Genomic DNA, 15,219 nt, shown 5'->3' with positions numbered 1-15,219 from the left:
ACGATTCACCTTCGCCCTCGTGATGATCCAGTTCGATGCCGGCTGCCCGCCCGCGCGAGGCCCCGGCGACCCACCTTGACCGTTCCAGCCGTGCGAAGCGCCACACGTGACGTCACGCCGCTCGGTCGGCGTCCGGCCGATGAGTGCGTGCGGTGGCCAGCTGGCTGCGCGTTCCCATGGACGCTCACCAGACGGACTGTCGTCGAGGGTAGACCGTGCGCTCGGGAAAAATGCCGTCTCGTGTGGGTCTCGTCGGTCAGGTCGCCCGGAGCTCCGAAAGGTGTGTCGGGCCCGGCAGGCACATCGATTGCCCGGCCCACCCCGCTCGGGCAAGAATCTCCGTGGCGATCTCAGCGGGGGTGCGGTCGTTCGCAACCGTGAAATCCTCAACGGGCATCCTGCGTCCGTCGATCGGGTGCACGTGCTGTGCGGGTAGGACCGGTGGAGGATTGGTGGGCAATCGCACCAGGCGACCTGAGGGACCTCTGAAGAGGTTGCTCGACCTCCGATGAGTTCCAGCACGGTCCCGAGTCTTCATGCACATGCACCCTCCGCGCGCGAATCTGGAGGCACCTTGAAGCTCTTGCTGACGTCAGGCGGCGTCACGAACCCGAGCATCCAATCGGCGCTCGTGCAGCTCCTCGGCAAGCCGATCGCCGAATGCCACGCCCTGTGCGTCCCGACGGCACAGTGGGGTCACCCGATGTGCGGTCCGAAATCGGTGCGGGGCTTCGTGGCCGCCGAGCCCGTGTTTCGACACCTGTCCGGCCTGGGCTGGGCGTCGCTCGGTGTCCTCGAGCTCACCGCACTGCCCAGCATCGGCGCGGAGCGATGGGTCCCCTGGGTCCGGGAGGTCGACGTTCTCCTGGTCGACGGCGGCGACGCGACGTACCTGTGCCACTGGATGCGGGAGTCCGGGCTGGCCGATCTGCTGCCATCGCTGCCCGACACGGTCTGGGTGGGAGTGAGTGCCGGAAGCATGGTGATGACGCCGCGGATCGGAACGTACTTCGTGGAGTGGCCGTCCGCGCCGGACGACCGCACCCTGGGAGTCGTCGACTTCTCGATCTTCCCGCACCTGGACGCTTTCCCAACAAACACCCTGGCCGACGCAGAGCGGTGGGCCGCCGAAGTCGGTGTCCCGGCCTACGCCATCGACGAACAGACGGCCATCAAGGTCGTCGACGGCTCGGTCGAGGTGGTCTCCGAAGGGCAATGGAAGAGGTTCGGGTCATAGGCGCCGGCATCGGTGACGTCGCGTCGGTGGACGCGGCCCGTCGACGTGCCGCACTTCCAAGAACGCCGGCCCATGTCGCAGGTCGCGTGCGCTCTCGGATTGCCGCGATCCGCGCGCCTGTCGCAGTTGACAGACGTGTGTTGCCCATCAGCCGACGGAGTTCAACCGCCGAGGCCCGCTGTGACCCGACAACTGGTGTGCGACGTAGCTCTGCCAGGGGATGTGCGACAGGATTCAGTCGTCTGGACGGCACCAAACGGCGATCAACGCCCCGTCATGCCGATGCGCGTGCCCGAGCGCGTTCGTAGGCCAGAGTCAGTTCGGCGAGAACTCCGTCGGCAGGTTGCGGACGGCCTTGGAGGTGTATGCCGCGGAGTTCGTCCATGAACCTCTGCCACATTTCAGGACCGCCGTCGGCGAGTAGTTGGGCGCGGATCGATAGCTCGGGTGAGGTGGGGAGCCATCGGGAGCCCCAGGCGCCGAGATGCGCCATGAGCGGAACGAGTTCGATCGCTGCCTCGGTGAGGCGGTAGTCGATCTTCTGTCGGTGGGTCGGGTCCTCGTGCCGACTGAGCAGGCCCGCGTCCACGAGCTTGGACAGGCGGCTGGCGAGGATGTTCGAGGCGATGCCTTCGATCGAGTTCGTGAGGAGCTCGCGGAAGTGCCTGTGGCCGCCGAACATGACATCCCGTAGCACGACCAAGCTCCATCGGTCGCCCAGGAGCTCGACGGTCAGATTGATCGGGCACCCGGACCTTCCGTCGGGTACGGGCAGGCGACCAACCCCTACTGATTGCGGCACGCAACCAGTGTAGTACCGTATCACCGGTTGCAAGCTGCAACCGGAACTTCTCCGTGGCTACCAAGGAGGATTCGTGCCGCAGCTGCTAAGGGTGCAGAGCTTCTGCATATCGCGTGACGGGTTCGGTACCGGTGAGGGGCAGAGCCTGGAGCGGCCCTTCGGCCATGCCGACCCCACCCCCCTGTTCTCCTGGCGTGCCGCTACCGCCAGCTTCGTCTACCGCACCGAACCCGGCGGCACTCGCGGCCTGGACGACTACATGACCCGCGACTACGACCACAACATCGGCGCGGAGATCATGGGACGAAACAAGTTCGGCCCCCAGCGCGGGCCCTGGGAGAACCACGACTGGCAGGGATGGTGGGGCGACAACCCACCGTTCCACACGCCGGTCTTCGTGCTCACCCACTACGAACGACCGTCGTTCACCCTGTCCGACACCACATTCCATTTCCTCAATGCGAGCCCGGCCGAGGCGCTGGAACACGCCAAGCAGGCCGCCGGTGGTCGGGACGTGCGCCTCGGTGGTGGAGTCGCCACCATCCGCGAGTTCATCGAGGCCGACCTGGTCGACACGATGCACATCGCCGTCGCGCCCGTCGACCTCGGCCGAGGTGAGCGGCTGTGGGACAGCCACACCGACCTTCTCGACCGCTTCCACCTTGAGTCAGTGCCGAGCCCCAGCGGAATCACTCACCTCCTGTTCTGGAGACGATGACCGCCGACCCCCGATCGCAGAGACATGGCGGTTGAGCGGCCCAACGCATCATCAACCCACGGCAGGGTGAGCAAGGGGGTAAGCCACACGGCGGGCAAGGATTCTCATCGTGACGGTGCAGGTCACGGCAGGTGGAACCCTGGCGCGCCGGTGCCGCGGCACCCGCCGCGTCGGCTGCGAAAATCGCTGTCCGGTCGTCGGAGCACACTGGTAGAAAGCCGCAGTGCACAAGACTTTGACGTTCTCTGATCAGCTGCGGCTCATTGACGAACGATCGACCGCCTTCGGCGCCGCGGTCGCCGCGGCGCCCAGCCTCGACATGCAGGTTCCGACCCATCCCGGGCGGACGCTGTTCGATCTCGTGCAACACGTGGGCATGGGCCGCCGCAAAGCAGCCGCCATCGTCGCCGCAGGGCCTGCAGACGCGCCCCCGGAGAAGTCGGCTTGGGATGACGACATGGGTGCGCCTCGGGAACGCGAGGCACTGCTGGCCTGGTGGACCGAGTCCATCGAGCAACTGACGAGCGTGCTGCGTGAGGCCGGCCCGGACCGCGGTTGTTGGACGTGGTGGGATGACTCGCCGTCACCGCAAACCTCCGGTGCCTGGGCGCGGCGACAGGTCCCCGAGATCGCGGTGCACACCTACGACGTTCAGCTCACCGTGGGTGCCCCGCAGCCGCTACCAGAAGAGGTCGCCCTCGACGGTTTCGACGACTGCCAGTTCACCCTCTGTGCAACGACGGTCGCCTGGCCACACCAACCCGCTGTCGTCGAATACCACGCCACCGAGGGCCGCTCCTGGCGCCTCCGGCTCTCCCGCGACGGGGCTCGGGTCGCCCGCCTCGGCGAGCCCGCTGCCGGCGGGGCCCCGGACACGGCCGACGCCTCCGCCCGGGGCACGGCCAGTGACCTGGTCCTGATGTTCTACGGCCGCATACCGCTGGATTCCCTGAAGCTCGAAGGCGACCGTCGCATCTTCGATCAGCTCATCGCCTGGGACCCGTCCGTGTAACAACGATCCCTTTGCGGACGGTGCCGGACGGCTTGGACACGGTCTTGGGAACCTACGGAGCTGTGAGTGTCACGTCTGGCGGTTCTGGGCGGACTGCCGCCAGGATCGGTGCCGGCGTTGTCGGGTGTCTCGTTACGGATTTGGCCGCGGAGTGCGTGCTCTTCTTCTGACGTGTCCTCGGCAGCGCTGGCACCGGCCTGGCCCACCGGGTTGCGCAGGTCCTGAGTGTCGGGGTCCAGCGATAGCCTGCCACCCATGGGGAGCGCAGAACTGGATGAGTTGATCGTCGCGGACGCCGACGCGCTGCGGGCGTGGTTGTCGGCCAACCACGCCACGTCGCCCGGGGTCTGGCTCGCCCTGACCAGGAAGGGCGGCACAGTCACGACGCTGACCTGGCAGCAGGCGGTCGACGAGGCCCTGTGTTTCGGCTGGATCGACGGGCAGGCCCGTAAGCGGGATCAGGAAACCTCCTGGATCCGGTTCACCCCTCGCAGACCCCGCAGCTCCTGGTCACAACGCAACGTCGCCCACGTGGCCCGGCTGGAGGCGCAGGGGCGGATGCTGCCCCCGGGCCGCGCCGCGGTGGAGGCCGCGAAGGCGGACGGGCGCTGGGTGGCCGCCTACGCCCCGCCGTCGGAAGCCGAGGTGCCGGCCGACCTGCTGGCCGCCATCGCCGCCGAACCCGCCGCCCAGGCGATGTTCGACGTACTCACCAAAACCAACCGGTTCTCCCTCATCCACCGCGTCAATGCCGTCAAACGGGCGGAGACCCGCGAGCGGAAGATCGCCGAATTCGTCGCCATGCTGGCCCGTCACGAGACCATCCACCCGCAGAAGGCCAAGCCTGCCGACCTGCCCTAATCGGCATTTTCATGATCGTGGGCAGGCTCTTCCCGCCGGCGTGCGCCTACCAGGCCGCTACCGTCGGACGCTGCGGATCTGAGCGCGTTCGAGCGGGTGTAGGAGTGGCGATCGTCGAGGTGGTCAGTCGGTGCGGACGCTGGCCAGGACCTGCATGGCGTGGCGTTCCCGGTCTGCGAGTTCGGTGAGGACTGCCGAGGCGCGGGTCAGATGGGCTGGGTCGCCGGTTTCTCCGGCGGCGGTGATCTGGTGGGCGACGTCAGTCCACAGGGGGGCGATCTCGGCGTACAGCCGGTGACCGAGGCGGAGGTTGTCGTCGTCGACGATCGTGGCGCATTCGGCGAGGAAGTCGCGGTACATGGTGCGGAACAGCGCGCCGCCGGTCCCGCCGCGTTCCATCAGCGCCGCGGCCAGCGGGAGATCGCGGGACGGGTCGCTGGAGCGGTCGAGCCACCGCAGTACCTGTCGGGCCGCCTTGCCGATGCCGCGGTGGCCGAGGTTGGCGATGGGTGGGTTGAGGAAGGCGTCTGCGTTGCTGCGGACTGCCGCCCGAATGGCGTCGCCCAGCTCGGGCCGGCCAGCGCGGCCGGTGATGGTGTAGGAGAGGTTGCGGGCGGTCATCGGTCCGCGTTCGTTGCGGGCCCGCTCCAGGTTCGTCAGCGTGGTCGTCACGGCGCCGCCCTGCTGGGCCGTGTCGATCAGATAGGCCTGGGTGTCGTCGTAGCCGTACATCGCGACGAAATGGCCCCCGAAATGGACCCGCGTGGTGAAGTAGTCGAGGTGGTAGCAGTCCAGCTGTAGGCCGACCGGGCGTCCGGCGTCGAGAGCGGCGGCGACGTTCTGCCAGGCCCGGCGGGGCGAGGCGGTCTCCTGGATGTGCAGCGTCAGGCCCAGCCGGTCGGCCACGGTCCGCGTGACCATGGACGGCTTGGTACGGCCGCCCAGGAACGGAAAGTCCATGCTCTTGGCATCCCAGTAGACGAAGCCCAGACCTTCGCCGAGACCGAACAGCATGGGCTCGGACAGCTCGAGGCCCTGGTGGTGCAGCAGGGCCGCGAGCGTGGTGGTCTCGCAGTGCCGACCGGCGGGGAACGCCACGTCCTCGATGATCACTTGGTCTCCTTGTCTGCTGGCCGGGACAGGTCGGACGGGGGTCGGACCGGCCAGGCGATCTCCGTGCGGAGCTTGGTCGGGGGTGCGCCGGGCGTGGGCGGGACGAGGTAGCGCTCCTCGGCCGGGCCCGCCAGCACCCGCGCCTGCTCGGTGATCCACCGCCCCAGCGATCGGTAGGCGGCCTCGATGTCGTCGTAGCCGCCCTCGTGAACGGTCGCGGCGAGCAGACAGCCCGGCAGCTGCCCGGGTGTGATCGCCGCAGTCGGCCGGGGCGGGCGCGCCACCGGGGCGAACAACTCCACCTCCAGCTCGGCCGCGTCGAGGTCGTCGATGAGGTAGCGGGCCCCGGCCGGCCCCGTCGGGGCGATGCCCTGCTCGGCGAGGCCGGCGAGCAGCCGCGCGAACCCGGGCCCCAGCGCCTCGGCCAGCTCGCTCAGCGGGGCACGCACCAGCGTGCGGGCGGTGGGCTGAGCGTCGCGCCACCGCTCGTACACGTGCAGCCAGCCCGGCTCGGCCAGCACGGTGCCCAACCGAGCGGCGATCTCGTCGAGCCGGGCCGCCCGCGCGGCCACGCGTTCCCGGTGCCGCTCGATGACGTCGCCTGCCTGCTCCGGGGTATCGGCCGACAGGATCTCGGCGATCTCGGGCAACGGCACCTCCAACTCTCGCAGCCGTCGGACCAGCCCCGCACGGGCGAACTGGTCGACGCTGTACCGCCGGTAGCCGGTCATCGGATCGACCCATGCTGGGACGAGCAGACCCAGCTGGTCATAGTTACGCAGCACTCGAACGGACAACCGGGTCGCCCGCGCGAACACCCCGATCGACATCAATCCCGTCACCGGCGCCTCCAACAGCCTCGACCCTCCCTCTGGGAGAGGGTCAACTCCCGGTCCGGTCCTCTGCCGCGCGGAGCAGGAACACATTCATCACCGAACGCCCCTGCCAGCCACGAAGGGGCGCGACAGTCCGTCCAGGACCCCGCCACTGCAGGTCCAGGCCACGAGAACAACCTGTCGACTTCGAACACGCACCATTGGAGTTCAGGAGCGGTCCTCGCCCCAAGCCGGCGACCACTGCACCATGATCAGCCCCGTGATGTAGTAACCGTCTTCATCGACGCGGGTGGCAACCTCGAGTTCGACGGAGGTCGGAGTGGTGCGAAGCCGGTGGACCTCCCAGTGGCGGTATCGCAGGTCGCGTAGCCAGATCTGCTCGACCTCCTGCGCGATACGGACCGGAGATGTCGCTGGCTCGGCGAGACAGGCAGCCGTGATCTGCGGTGCCCGGTCGGGGGCTGTCGTCACGGTCACCTCCCGGATCGAAGGGCACTGGGCGAGGTAGTGGTCGAAGTCGATCGCCATACCGGAGAGGTTGTCCGGGTCGGCGGGGGTTGCCACAGCTGCGACCGCGCGGACTGCCTCGGCGAAGGCGGTCAGGTCGGCGTCGTCCACCGGCGGTTCGACAGCCTGCATGTCCTCCCACCAGAACTGGCCCCTGCGCCGGCGCCATCAGTACAGGACGGTCCGATCGTCCGGCCATGCCGCCAGGGCGCCACCGGCAGGCTCGAAACGATCCCGCTGAAGGTCGATCGTCCGCCAGTGCGGTTCTCGGCTGTAGTCGGCCGGGTCGGCTCGGTCCTCGTCGAGGCTGTGCTCGTCGCAGGCGCCGTACCTGCCGAAGTTGCGTTGCGCGTCGATCAACGAGGGTTTGTTCGCACCTCGCGCCCGGTACGGCCAACGCAACTGGTAAACATCGTCCTCCCACCGGCACACCTGACAGATTTCGTGTGAGCCCGGCGGCTCCCCCAACGTTCGGTAGCCGCAACAGACACACGGGTACGGGAGGTCCATGCGATCAGTGTGCCCGACACCGGTGAGGTGCCAGCTGCTTCGATCGCCTCGGCGACGGCTCACCCCTCAACACGCGCGGTCCTCATGAGGCACCTCCGGCCCGCTGTCCGCTCAGGCACCTTCCGCCGATCGGGTCGCGGTGGTGCGCGCTCATGCCGCGAGCCGCGCGTTACGCAGCGTGACTCAACGCCGGTGGGCCGCCGCTCGGCCATACCGACGAGCATGCCTCATCGGCACTCAGCTCGCTCTGCTGCGCTACGCCTGCTCTGCCCGGGGCGAGTGCAGCCACTTCCCGAACGAGCAGGCCGCGTTGAAGTGTCTGTACCTGGTGACCCGGTCCCTGGACCCCACCGGAGCAGGCCGAACCCGATGGACGATGCGCTGGAAACCCGCGTTGAACGCCTTCGCCATCACCTTCAGCGACCGCTTCCCGGCCGCTGAAACCTACTAACCAAGATCGCCGGAAACACCGTTACCGAGACAGCCCCGCCTGGCCCGAATGTCACACTGCCGCGGTGGAGGGCTTTCGGTGTGCGAGCTGCGAGAACACGCTGAGCGTCCCAGTCCGGTTGGTGGAGCTGCCGGCGGAGCCGCACTGGTCGCTCCTGGATTGCCATCACGTGAACCCGCCGCTCCTCGAGCCCGGCACCTATGCGATCGACGAGGCCGCGCATGGTCGCGATCAGGTCGTCGGCACCTTCGTGCTCTCACCCGGCGACGTACGCGGAACACGCTTCGTCCACAACCTTGTTCGCACGGGCTGCTGGTCAGTGGTGGGGTGGAACCCGTGTGTGGCTTGCGAAGACTGCGGCGCCCTGGTCGCCTCCCGGACGGATGAGTGCAGGGTGGCTCAGGAGACGCGCTTCTACCCAGCGATGGTCGTCCGGGAGCCGTTTGACGGTGAGCCTGATCGCGCCACGGTTCCTTTTGCGCTGATCGCCGACTGGGATAGCCCCGCGCCCGACACCAGACAACACGGCTGGGTGCCCAAGCCGACCCGCCCTCGTCCCGAACTCGCTGCGACCCGCTGGCGCGGCCGCGGTGTGAAAGAGCATCTCTTTCGGGACGATCCGCCAGCCTGACCAACTGGCCCAGAACGGACCTCGATGGTCTCCGTCAGGCGCGCGGCTCCTCGTCCGGTAACGGCGCCCGACTGGGCGGTGCCGGCAGCCGACCCGGGAGGGTGCCGGTGATCCCGGCCGCCTGTTCGTGCGCCCGGTTCAGGATCGCCTCCGCCTCCCGCCGGGCGGCGGTCACGATCCCCTCGGACTCGCGCCGCGCCTCGGCGCGGTGATGGTCGGCCTGTTCCTCGGCCAGGTGGAGAATCTGTTCCACCCGGGTGCCCAGGCCGCTGAGGGTTGGCCGCTGCCGGTCCCGTCGTCGTCGTACCGCAACGACCGCCGTTCCTGCGGTCGTCCCGTCGCCTGCCGCCCCAGGCTCCCCGTCGCGGTCGACCAGGTCGTCCCCCACGAGATCGGATTCCGTCGTACCGATCAGGGAGAGCGCGACGCCGAGCGCGGCGACAGCGACGCCGGGCCAGACGGCCGCCGGCCCGAGGGACGCACCGACCGCCGCGCCGACACCGAGCCCGAAGAGTGCGGATGCGGTCTTGGCCGGCTTGCGCATCGGTCCTCCTGGCGTGGGCGGGCATGGGCCTCCGCTCCAGCATGAAGAACGCGTCAAGCCGGCCGATCCTCCGACGCGGTGCGCTTGTCGACGCTCCCGACCGCTTTCATCACAGCTCCCGGCCGAAAACCGCCGCGATTCGTCGCTGCCAGGCCGGCATGACCCGGGGAGGGCGGGCGGGTCGGTGGTTCAGCGACGGGCGAGCCGCGGCGCCACTCCGGCGCAGGGCGCGGCCGTGGGCCACCGTGCCCTGGTGTCCGGCCGACCGTTCGACATGCGCAGGAACCCCCGGAATGCGATGCGTCACCCCGTGCAGCAGGCCGCGCAACGAGCGTTCGGTTGTCATCGCCCTCTCCTCTCTATCACTGATAGAGAAACTCTATCACTGATAGAGTGCCGCTGGGAGGTACCGAATTGGCGCTAGACCGACAGCGGATCGTCGCCGAGGCCGTCGCCCTGCTGGATGCCGAGGGTCTCGACGGCGTGACGACCCGCAAGCTCGCCGCGCGGCTGGGTGTGCAATCGCCGACGCTTTACTGGCATCTGCCCAACAAGGCGGCCCTGGTCACCGCGATTGCCGACGCGATCCTCGACCAGGAGTTCGGCCACCTGTCACCGCCCGAGCCGGATCAACACTGGCAGGACTGGTTGAGTAGCCTCGCCCGGCAGTTGCGCCGGGCGCTGCTCGCCCATCCGGACGGTGCCCGGGTCATCTCCGCCGCTCAGCTGTCCCGCACCATGGCGGCGATCTCCGAACTGGCAATGAGCACCCTGGTGGCGCGCGGCATCCCGTTGCGACAGGCCCGCGTGATCGTCCTGACCGTCGAGCGCTTCACGGTCGGCCACGTCCTCGAGGAACAAGCCCCCCGCCCGGACGCGGAAGCGCTGAAGAACTTCGACATGGCCACATTCGCCGAACAGCACCCGACCGCGGTGGCCGCGATCGCCGACTACTTCGAGCCCGGCCGCACCGTGGACGACCTGTTCCGCGACTGTCTGGAGGTGGTCATCGCGGGCGCCGCGGTGACAGCCGGGGCCACCTCCTGACCGATCATCCGCTCCGTGGCAACGGATCCGGTACCAGTGGGCTCATCGAGATGCTGGCCTACCGTTCACGAGACGACGCGCCCTTTTCGGAGCCCTTGGAGTTCAGGAAGAGTTCGAGGGCCTCGACGACGAGGCGGTGGTCGTCGAGTTGGGGCAGTCCGGAGACGGTGACGGTGCCGACCGGTCCGGTGCCCCTGAGGATGATCGGGAAGCAGCCGCCGTGCGCGGCGTACAGGGCCGGTTCGAGGTGGGATTTTTCCTCGAAAGTGGTGCCGCGGTCGCGGTAGGTCTGGCCCACGAGGTAGGAGCTGTGTCCGAACCGGCGGACCACGCGGATCTTACGTTCGATCCAGTCGTCGTTGTCGGCGGAGGTGCCGTGCAGTGCGTAGTGGAAAAGTTGGTGGTCGCCGAGGCGGATGTCGACGGTGACAGCGTGGCCGCGCTCTCTGGCCAGCCCGACCAGGCGAGTTCCCAAGGCCCAGGCGTCGTCATGGTCAAAGCGGTCGAACTGGAGGCGTTCTTCCTGCTCCCGAAGCTCCGGCGTCACGGCGTACCGTTCCCTTCCTCGATCGTCAGAACGATCTAAGCAGAGGAAGAGCCGGCGAGCGGAACGTTCATCGTGCCGTACGTCCACCAGCAGATCGGGGCCATGCCGGCATGCGCTTCTGCCGCTGACCGCGCCCCCGTCCGCGTCCGCTCGTGCCGATGAGCGTGCGTCGGGTCGGAACCGCTCGGACGACGTCCGCGCCTGCCTTCCGCGGCAGGACAAGGGCGTAAAGTCGGGCCATGATCGAATCGCAACGCGAAGCCGTGCCGCGCAACGACGGTGGCGAGCTCGACACCGCCCTCGCCTTTTTGTCCTTCGCTCGATCATGCGTACTGAAGAAGGTCGCCGGCTTGAACGAGGAGCAGCTGCGGCGCCGCCTGGTCGCCTCCGACACCACACTGCTGGGCCTGGTCCAGCACCTGACCGACGCCGAACGGTACTGGTTCGGCTACACGTTCGCCGGCGACCCGCGCTACGCCGACGTGGACTTCGACATGGCGGTCGAGCCAGGCCGGTCCCCAGATCAGATCATTGCCCGCTACCGGACTGCGATCGCCGAAAGCGACGCCCACATCATCGCAGCCGCTGGCCCCGACGTCCTCACCACGCAGCCCGTCGGTGACGCGCCTCGTACGCTTCGCTGGGTGCTCGCCCACATGACAAGTGAGACCGTCCGGCATGCCGGTCACGCCGACATCCTGCGGGAGCTTATCGACGGTGCCACCGGCCGGTGAGAGGTCGCGACTCGGGGTTGCGCGGCGTCCGGTGCTACGCAACCTCGTCGGGCGCTCGGAGGCCACCGGCCCGAAGGTTCGGCCAAGTGACGGTGAGGAACGCACGGATCTGCCGCGATCCGCGCTACCCAGCGTCACGCCGAGCTGGCCCGGTGGCCTTCCGGACGTGCCGATGAGCGGATGTCTCGCCCCTTGAGGAGGACGCCGCGGTCGGTGAGGTGCAGGCCTGGGCGAGCGATCATGGAAGACCCAGGATCGCCGAACGAACGCGGCTTTCGTCGATGACGGGGCGGCGAGCAGGAGGGTGGAGCCGTTAGGCTGGGCGGCTGCCATACGGAAGGCCCAGTGTGACAACTGATCGAGTCGATCTTCCCGAGCTCTGGAGACTCACCTGGAGGGACGTCGATCCCGCCGCGCGGCCCGCGTTCGACTCGGCCGGTGTCGCGGAGCTGGTGCGGGTGCTGCCGCCGGCCGCCGAGGTCCCGCCCGCCGGCACCGACTGGCGGCTCATCGACTTCTGGTACGACCGGATGACCGAGGCGCTGGTCGCGCACCTGGGGGACTGGGTGGTGGGCTGGTGGTACACCGTCGCGATGGAGGACTACCAGGACCGCGGCGTCATTCCCGTCTGGCGGGCGGAACGCCCTCCGGTGACGACACCGGACGAGACGCTGACCCGCCTCGCCGACGCCGTGGTGGCCTGGCACGAACTACTGGTTGAACTCGCCACCGATGCCTACGACCGCTTCGCCGAGGGGGCCCCGGCGGCGGACGGTACGGGCGAACCGCCGGCCTGGCGGGCTGTTCAGGGCAATGGCCGGATCACCATCTACACGACGCACCAGGACCGCCGTCTGCCCCATCCGAGTCGGTTGGGCTGGGCGGACACCGATCCCGCGGATCGGACCTTCGCTCCGGACACAGTTCCGGGGGTGGTGGACGATCTGCTCGCGGCGTTCGAACTCCCGTCACACGAGGCCGACTGGCGTCTCATGGACCTGTGGCTGGAGAACGTGTCGGCCGGGCTCGTCGACCGGTACGGGCCGTGGGCGGTGGGCTGGCGCTGGTCGGTCGGCGAGGGCGACCTTGATGGTGGCCCGGTCGGTTCCTGGTGCTGCTTCTCGCACTCGGTCACCACGCCGGAGGCGACAGCGACCACGATCTCCGCGGCCCTGACGGAGTGGCGCGACTGGCTGGACGATCTGGCGGAGCGGTTCGACCGGTTCCTACCCCTCCCCGCCGACGACCTGGACGGATGGGAACGCGCGGTTGCTCACCTGGTGACTGCGGTCGGTGATCGCACGCAGTACGAGTCTGGCTGGTACCACTGCTGCATGACAGTGCTCGGCTGGTTTCTCGACGCCGCCGGCATCGAGTCCACCCGCCGGAAGGAACTGCTCGAACACGCGGTCGCCGGCCGCTTCAACAGTTGGGTGGAGCCGCCGAGAACGGTCGTGGAGTCGGTGGCCGAGGACCTGGCCCGGCGGGTGGCCGTTGACCACGCCTGATCATTTGGCGGTGTGGCAGCGGGTGCGGGACACCGTCGGCTGGCGGGATGTCGTCCCGCACCCGAAGACGCCGGTGCCGGCGATCCGTGACGGCTTCGTCGGGTTCGCCTGCCGACCCGCCGGGCGTAGCCCGCAACGGCTGAGCCGGCTGCTGACCGCGTACGACGACGTGCGGCTCGAAGCCGCCGCCGGCGCCGACCTCACCCCGGACCTACCAGCCCGCTGGAACCGCATCATCCGTGGTGTCCCGGTCGCGGCGTTCCGCCGGGCACCGGCGTACGCGAAGAACGGCCGGGAACGGTACGGGCTGCACGCCGACACCGAGCACCGGTTCGCCTCATGTCTGGCGGAGACCGCCGACCGGGACACACCGGTGCCGGCCCGGGCCGCCCGGGCCTACCTCGACGTCGCCTTCTTCCACCCGTACGACGACGGCAACGCTCGTCTGGCCGGGCTGGTGCTCCAGTTCGTGCTGCTGCGCGAGCGCGTCGAACTCGACGAGGTCGCGCCGATCCTCACGACGGTCCGCCGGGCCGACGACGCCGAGGGAGCAGCGGACCTGGCTCGACTGGTCCACGGCATCGCCACGGCCACCCATCGCCGCTGGCTGCGGGCGAACAGCAAGCCGAAGATCGCCGATGCCAGCGGAACTCGGTCAAGGTCAGGGCGGGGCGCGCTTCTGCCGGTGAGCACGCGCGACCCCAACCAACTAGAGGTGGTTGCAGTACGGGGAGCAACGACGGCCAAGGGTGTGGCCCAGGTCCCGCAGAAGGCTGCCCAGGCGCTCGACCTCCTCGGCGGTGGGCGGAGTGATGGCTGCGCCGGCCGCGATGTGCTCTCCGGCCTCGTACAGCGCGACGTACAGATCTTCGGCGGTTGCGCGGTCGAGCCGCAGAACGATGTCATCCCCCATGCGCAGACCCTAATTGCACGTCTCGCGGCACCGGTTGGCCAAGGTCGGATGCGCGGATCTGCCGCAGGCGCGCGCGGCAGATAGACCGGTCGGCCAGGTGCTTCCACTCCTGGCCCTGCCGCGATGCCTACCTCCGACAGGAGCGCATCCCGCCACGATGATCCGCTTCCGCTCCCGGTAGCGTGCCGGGCGTGTCGAAGTCCGGATCACTCGCAATCGCGCGGGTCATGGCGCACTGCGGCGGCGCACCCGGCGAGGCGGTGGCGTACCTCGCCCAGGCGATCGCGCAGGCCCCGGACGATCCGGAGCCGTACGAACTGCTCGCCGAGCTGCGTCAGGAGTCACCGGAGGAGGTGACGCGCACCGTCGCGGCGCCGAGCAGCCTCTGGCAGTTCGTGGCCGGCGCGTACCTGTGCTTCCTCGACGGTGACATGGATCAGGCCGCGCAGAGGCTGGGCTCGGTGACCGGTTACCGCCCCGACGTGGCCTGGGCGTCCGCGCCCTGGTTCGGCGACGAGCGATTCCTCGCGGCAGTGACGGCCGCTGGGCTCGCCGACGCAACCCTGAACATCACCGACTACGGTCCCGAGCTGGACGACGATGCGGCGAGGGACCGCATGGGGCCGTGGTTCCGAGCCATCGACGTGGTGTGCGACCGGGAGCCGGTGGCGGAGGCGATGGCCCGTATGGCGATCCTGCTGCGGGTCTGCGGGCGTACGGATGCGTCATTCGCCCTGTGCGACCGTGCGGACTCCGTCAGTCGGGTCATGTTCACCGAGGTCGTCCGCGCCGGGACCTGGCGCCGTCTCGGTGACCGGCGGCGCACAGCCGCGGCGTTCCGGCGGGCGCTGGAGCTGGACCCGACGAACTGGTCGCTCTATGTCGATCTTGCCGATCTGGCGGCGGAGGACGGTGACTTCGCCCGGGCCGCCGACCTGGTACGCCAGGGCGTTCAGCATGAGCCGGAGGACGTCACACTGAGGGCGGCAGGCGCCGCGTACCGGGCGCGCGCCGAGGGCTCGCTCACGGACCTGGACCTGTTGCTGGAGTTGGCGCCGAAGGTACCCCATGCGGGATACCGGAGCGCGCTGATCGATCACGCCATGGGCGCCCTGGATTTCCCGGCTGATCGGGTAGCGGCAGCCCGCCGGTTCCAGGTCCGCGACTGACCCGGGTCGCCGACCTGCCCGGCGGCGCGTCGACCGCCGACGGCCGGTGCCGCAGTGGCCATGCTCAGGTGCGCACTTC

At 69.0% G+C, this 15,219-nt stretch carries 18 protein-coding genes and 1 pseudogene; 11 read left to right on the top strand and 8 right to left on the bottom strand.

Annotated elements, in window-relative coordinates:
* Positions 1-574: 574 nt before the first annotated feature.
* A complete protein-coding gene (locus NLX85_RS19205) occupies positions 575-1,237 on the top strand; it encodes a Type 1 glutamine amidotransferase-like domain-containing protein (protein WP_254337019.1) in 663 nt (220 codons plus the stop codon).
* A 274-nt stretch (positions 1,238-1,511) separates the two neighbouring features.
* Here the strand turns inward: NLX85_RS19205 and NLX85_RS19200 are convergent, their stop codons facing one another.
* The gene (locus NLX85_RS19200; RefSeq protein ID WP_254337017.1) at positions 1,512-2,039 is read right to left on the bottom strand and encodes a helix-turn-helix domain-containing protein; all 528 of its coding nucleotides are present in this window, start codon (positions 2,037-2,039) and stop codon (positions 1,512-1,514) included.
* A gap of 73 nt (positions 2,040-2,112) precedes the next feature.
* Here NLX85_RS19200 and NLX85_RS19195 point away from each other — a divergent pair, with 73 nt between their 5' ends.
* The 3 genes from NLX85_RS19195 to NLX85_RS19185 all read left to right on the top strand — a co-directional run bounded on the left by NLX85_RS19195 (position 2,113) and on the right by NLX85_RS19185 (position 4,630).
* The gene (locus NLX85_RS19195; protein WP_254337015.1) at positions 2,113-2,757 is read left to right on the top strand and encodes a dihydrofolate reductase family protein; all 645 of its coding nucleotides are present in this window, start codon (positions 2,113-2,115) and stop codon (positions 2,755-2,757) included.
* Positions 2,758-2,980: 223 nt separating this feature from the next.
* Positions 2,981-3,769, top strand: coding sequence for a maleylpyruvate isomerase family mycothiol-dependent enzyme (locus tag NLX85_RS19190; protein WP_254337013.1), 789 nt, complete (start codon positions 2,981-2,983; stop codon positions 3,767-3,769).
* A 255-nt stretch (positions 3,770-4,024) separates the two neighbouring features.
* Positions 4,025-4,630, top strand: a complete 606-nt coding sequence (locus NLX85_RS19185) for a YdeI family protein (RefSeq protein ID WP_254337011.1) — start codon at positions 4,025-4,027, stop codon at positions 4,628-4,630.
* A 123-nt stretch (positions 4,631-4,753) separates the two neighbouring features.
* Here NLX85_RS19185 and NLX85_RS19180 read toward each other — a convergent pair whose 3' ends face one another.
* The 4 genes from NLX85_RS19180 to NLX85_RS19165 form a co-directional block, all read right to left on the bottom strand.
* Complete coding sequence (locus NLX85_RS19180; protein ID WP_254337009.1) at positions 4,754-5,743, bottom strand: BtrH N-terminal domain-containing protein; 990 nt, start codon at positions 5,741-5,743, stop codon at positions 4,754-4,756.
* Positions 5,740-6,585, bottom strand: a complete 846-nt coding sequence (locus NLX85_RS19175) for a GyrI-like domain-containing protein (RefSeq protein WP_254337007.1) — start codon at positions 6,583-6,585, stop codon at positions 5,740-5,742. Before NLX85_RS19175 ends, NLX85_RS19180 begins: the two co-directional genes overlap by 4 nt.
* Before the next feature lie 201 nt (positions 6,586-6,786).
* Positions 6,787-7,218, bottom strand: coding sequence for a hypothetical protein (locus NLX85_RS19170; protein WP_254337005.1), 432 nt, complete (start codon positions 7,216-7,218; stop codon positions 6,787-6,789).
* A gap of 36 nt (positions 7,219-7,254) precedes the next feature.
* Positions 7,255-7,596, bottom strand: coding sequence for a CPCC family cysteine-rich protein (locus NLX85_RS19165; RefSeq protein ID WP_254337003.1), 342 nt, complete (start codon positions 7,594-7,596; stop codon positions 7,255-7,257).
* A gap of 259 nt (positions 7,597-7,855) precedes the next feature.
* Here NLX85_RS19165 and NLX85_RS19160 point away from each other — a divergent pair.
* Both NLX85_RS19160 and NLX85_RS19155 read left to right on the top strand, forming a co-directional pair.
* Positions 7,856-8,047 (top strand): annotated as a pseudogene (locus NLX85_RS19160) (IS256 family transposase); the annotation flags it as partial.
* 121 nt (positions 8,048-8,168) lie between these two features.
* Positions 8,169-8,678, top strand: coding sequence for a hypothetical protein (locus NLX85_RS19155; RefSeq protein ID WP_254337000.1), 510 nt, complete (start codon positions 8,169-8,171; stop codon positions 8,676-8,678).
* 34 nt (positions 8,679-8,712) lie between these two features.
* Here NLX85_RS19155 and NLX85_RS33750 read toward each other — a convergent pair whose 3' ends face one another.
* On the bottom strand, positions 8,713-9,222 hold the full coding sequence (locus tag NLX85_RS33750) for a DivIVA domain-containing protein (protein WP_374628109.1): 510 nt from the start codon (positions 9,220-9,222) through the stop codon (positions 8,713-8,715).
* Between the two features lie 109 nt (positions 9,223-9,331).
* Positions 9,332-9,568: a hypothetical protein gene (locus NLX85_RS19145; RefSeq protein WP_254336999.1), complete on the bottom strand. Its 237-nt coding sequence runs from the start codon at positions 9,566-9,568 to the stop codon at positions 9,332-9,334.
* Between the two features lie 47 nt (positions 9,569-9,615).
* Between NLX85_RS19145 and NLX85_RS19140 the strand changes: the two genes are divergently transcribed.
* Complete coding sequence (locus NLX85_RS19140) at positions 9,616-10,269, top strand: TetR/AcrR family transcriptional regulator C-terminal domain-containing protein (protein WP_254336997.1); 654 nt, start codon at positions 9,616-9,618, stop codon at positions 10,267-10,269.
* A 58-nt stretch (positions 10,270-10,327) separates the two neighbouring features.
* Here NLX85_RS19140 and NLX85_RS33480 read toward each other — a convergent pair whose 3' ends face one another.
* The gene (locus NLX85_RS33480) at positions 10,328-10,816 is read right to left on the bottom strand and encodes a heme-degrading domain-containing protein (RefSeq protein ID WP_254336995.1); all 489 of its coding nucleotides are present in this window, start codon (positions 10,814-10,816) and stop codon (positions 10,328-10,330) included.
* Positions 10,817-11,055: 239 nt separating this feature from the next.
* Here NLX85_RS33480 and NLX85_RS19130 point away from each other — a divergent pair, with 239 nt between their 5' ends.
* The 4 genes from NLX85_RS19130 to NLX85_RS33475 all read left to right on the top strand — a co-directional run bounded on the left by NLX85_RS19130 (position 11,056) and on the right by NLX85_RS33475 (position 15,140).
* A complete protein-coding gene (locus NLX85_RS19130; RefSeq protein ID WP_254336993.1) occupies positions 11,056-11,550 on the top strand; it encodes a DinB family protein in 495 nt (164 codons plus the stop codon).
* A gap of 347 nt (positions 11,551-11,897) precedes the next feature.
* Positions 11,898-13,058, top strand: coding sequence for a hypothetical protein (locus NLX85_RS19125; protein ID WP_254336991.1), 1,161 nt, complete (start codon positions 11,898-11,900; stop codon positions 13,056-13,058).
* A gap of 22 nt (positions 13,059-13,080) precedes the next feature.
* Positions 13,081-14,055, top strand: a complete 975-nt coding sequence (locus NLX85_RS19120) for a Fic family protein (protein ID WP_254336989.1) — start codon at positions 13,081-13,083, stop codon at positions 14,053-14,055.
* A gap of 107 nt (positions 14,056-14,162) precedes the next feature.
* Positions 14,163-15,140 carry a tetratricopeptide repeat protein gene (locus tag NLX85_RS33475; RefSeq protein WP_254336987.1) on the top strand — a complete coding sequence of 326 codons (978 nt, stop codon included), beginning with the start codon at positions 14,163-14,165 and terminating at the stop codon, positions 15,138-15,140.
* The last annotated feature ends 79 nt before the right edge of the window (positions 15,141-15,219 follow it).

This window comes from Micromonospora sp. A3M-1-15 (assembly GCF_024213425.1).
GTDB lineage: Bacteria > Actinomycetota > Actinomycetes > Mycobacteriales > Micromonosporaceae > Micromonospora > Micromonospora chersina.
Note: the sequence above shows the minus strand (reverse complement) of the source record. Positions and strands in the feature narration are given on the sequence as shown.

Excerpts from the sequence above, each read along its gene's own strand:
- NLX85_RS19185 (WP_254337011.1), top strand. The coding sequence starts at position 4,025 with ATGGGGAGCGCAGAACTGGATGAGTTGATCGTCGCGGACGCCGACGCG.
- NLX85_RS19170 (WP_254337005.1), bottom strand. The coding sequence starts at position 7,218 with ATGCAGGCTGTCGAACCGCCGGTGGACGACGCCGACCTGACCGCCTTC.
- NLX85_RS19165 (WP_254337003.1), bottom strand. The coding sequence starts at position 7,596 with ATGGACCTCCCGTACCCGTGTGTCTGTTGCGGCTACCGAACGTTGGGG.
- NLX85_RS33750 (WP_374628109.1), bottom strand. The coding sequence starts at position 9,222 with ATGCGCAAGCCGGCCAAGACCGCATCCGCACTCTTCGGGCTCGGTGTC.
- NLX85_RS19145 (WP_254336999.1), bottom strand. The coding sequence starts at position 9,568 with ATGACAACCGAACGCTCGTTGCGCGGCCTGCTGCACGGGGTGACGCAT.
- NLX85_RS19130 (WP_254336993.1), top strand. The coding sequence starts at position 11,056 with ATGATCGAATCGCAACGCGAAGCCGTGCCGCGCAACGACGGTGGCGAG.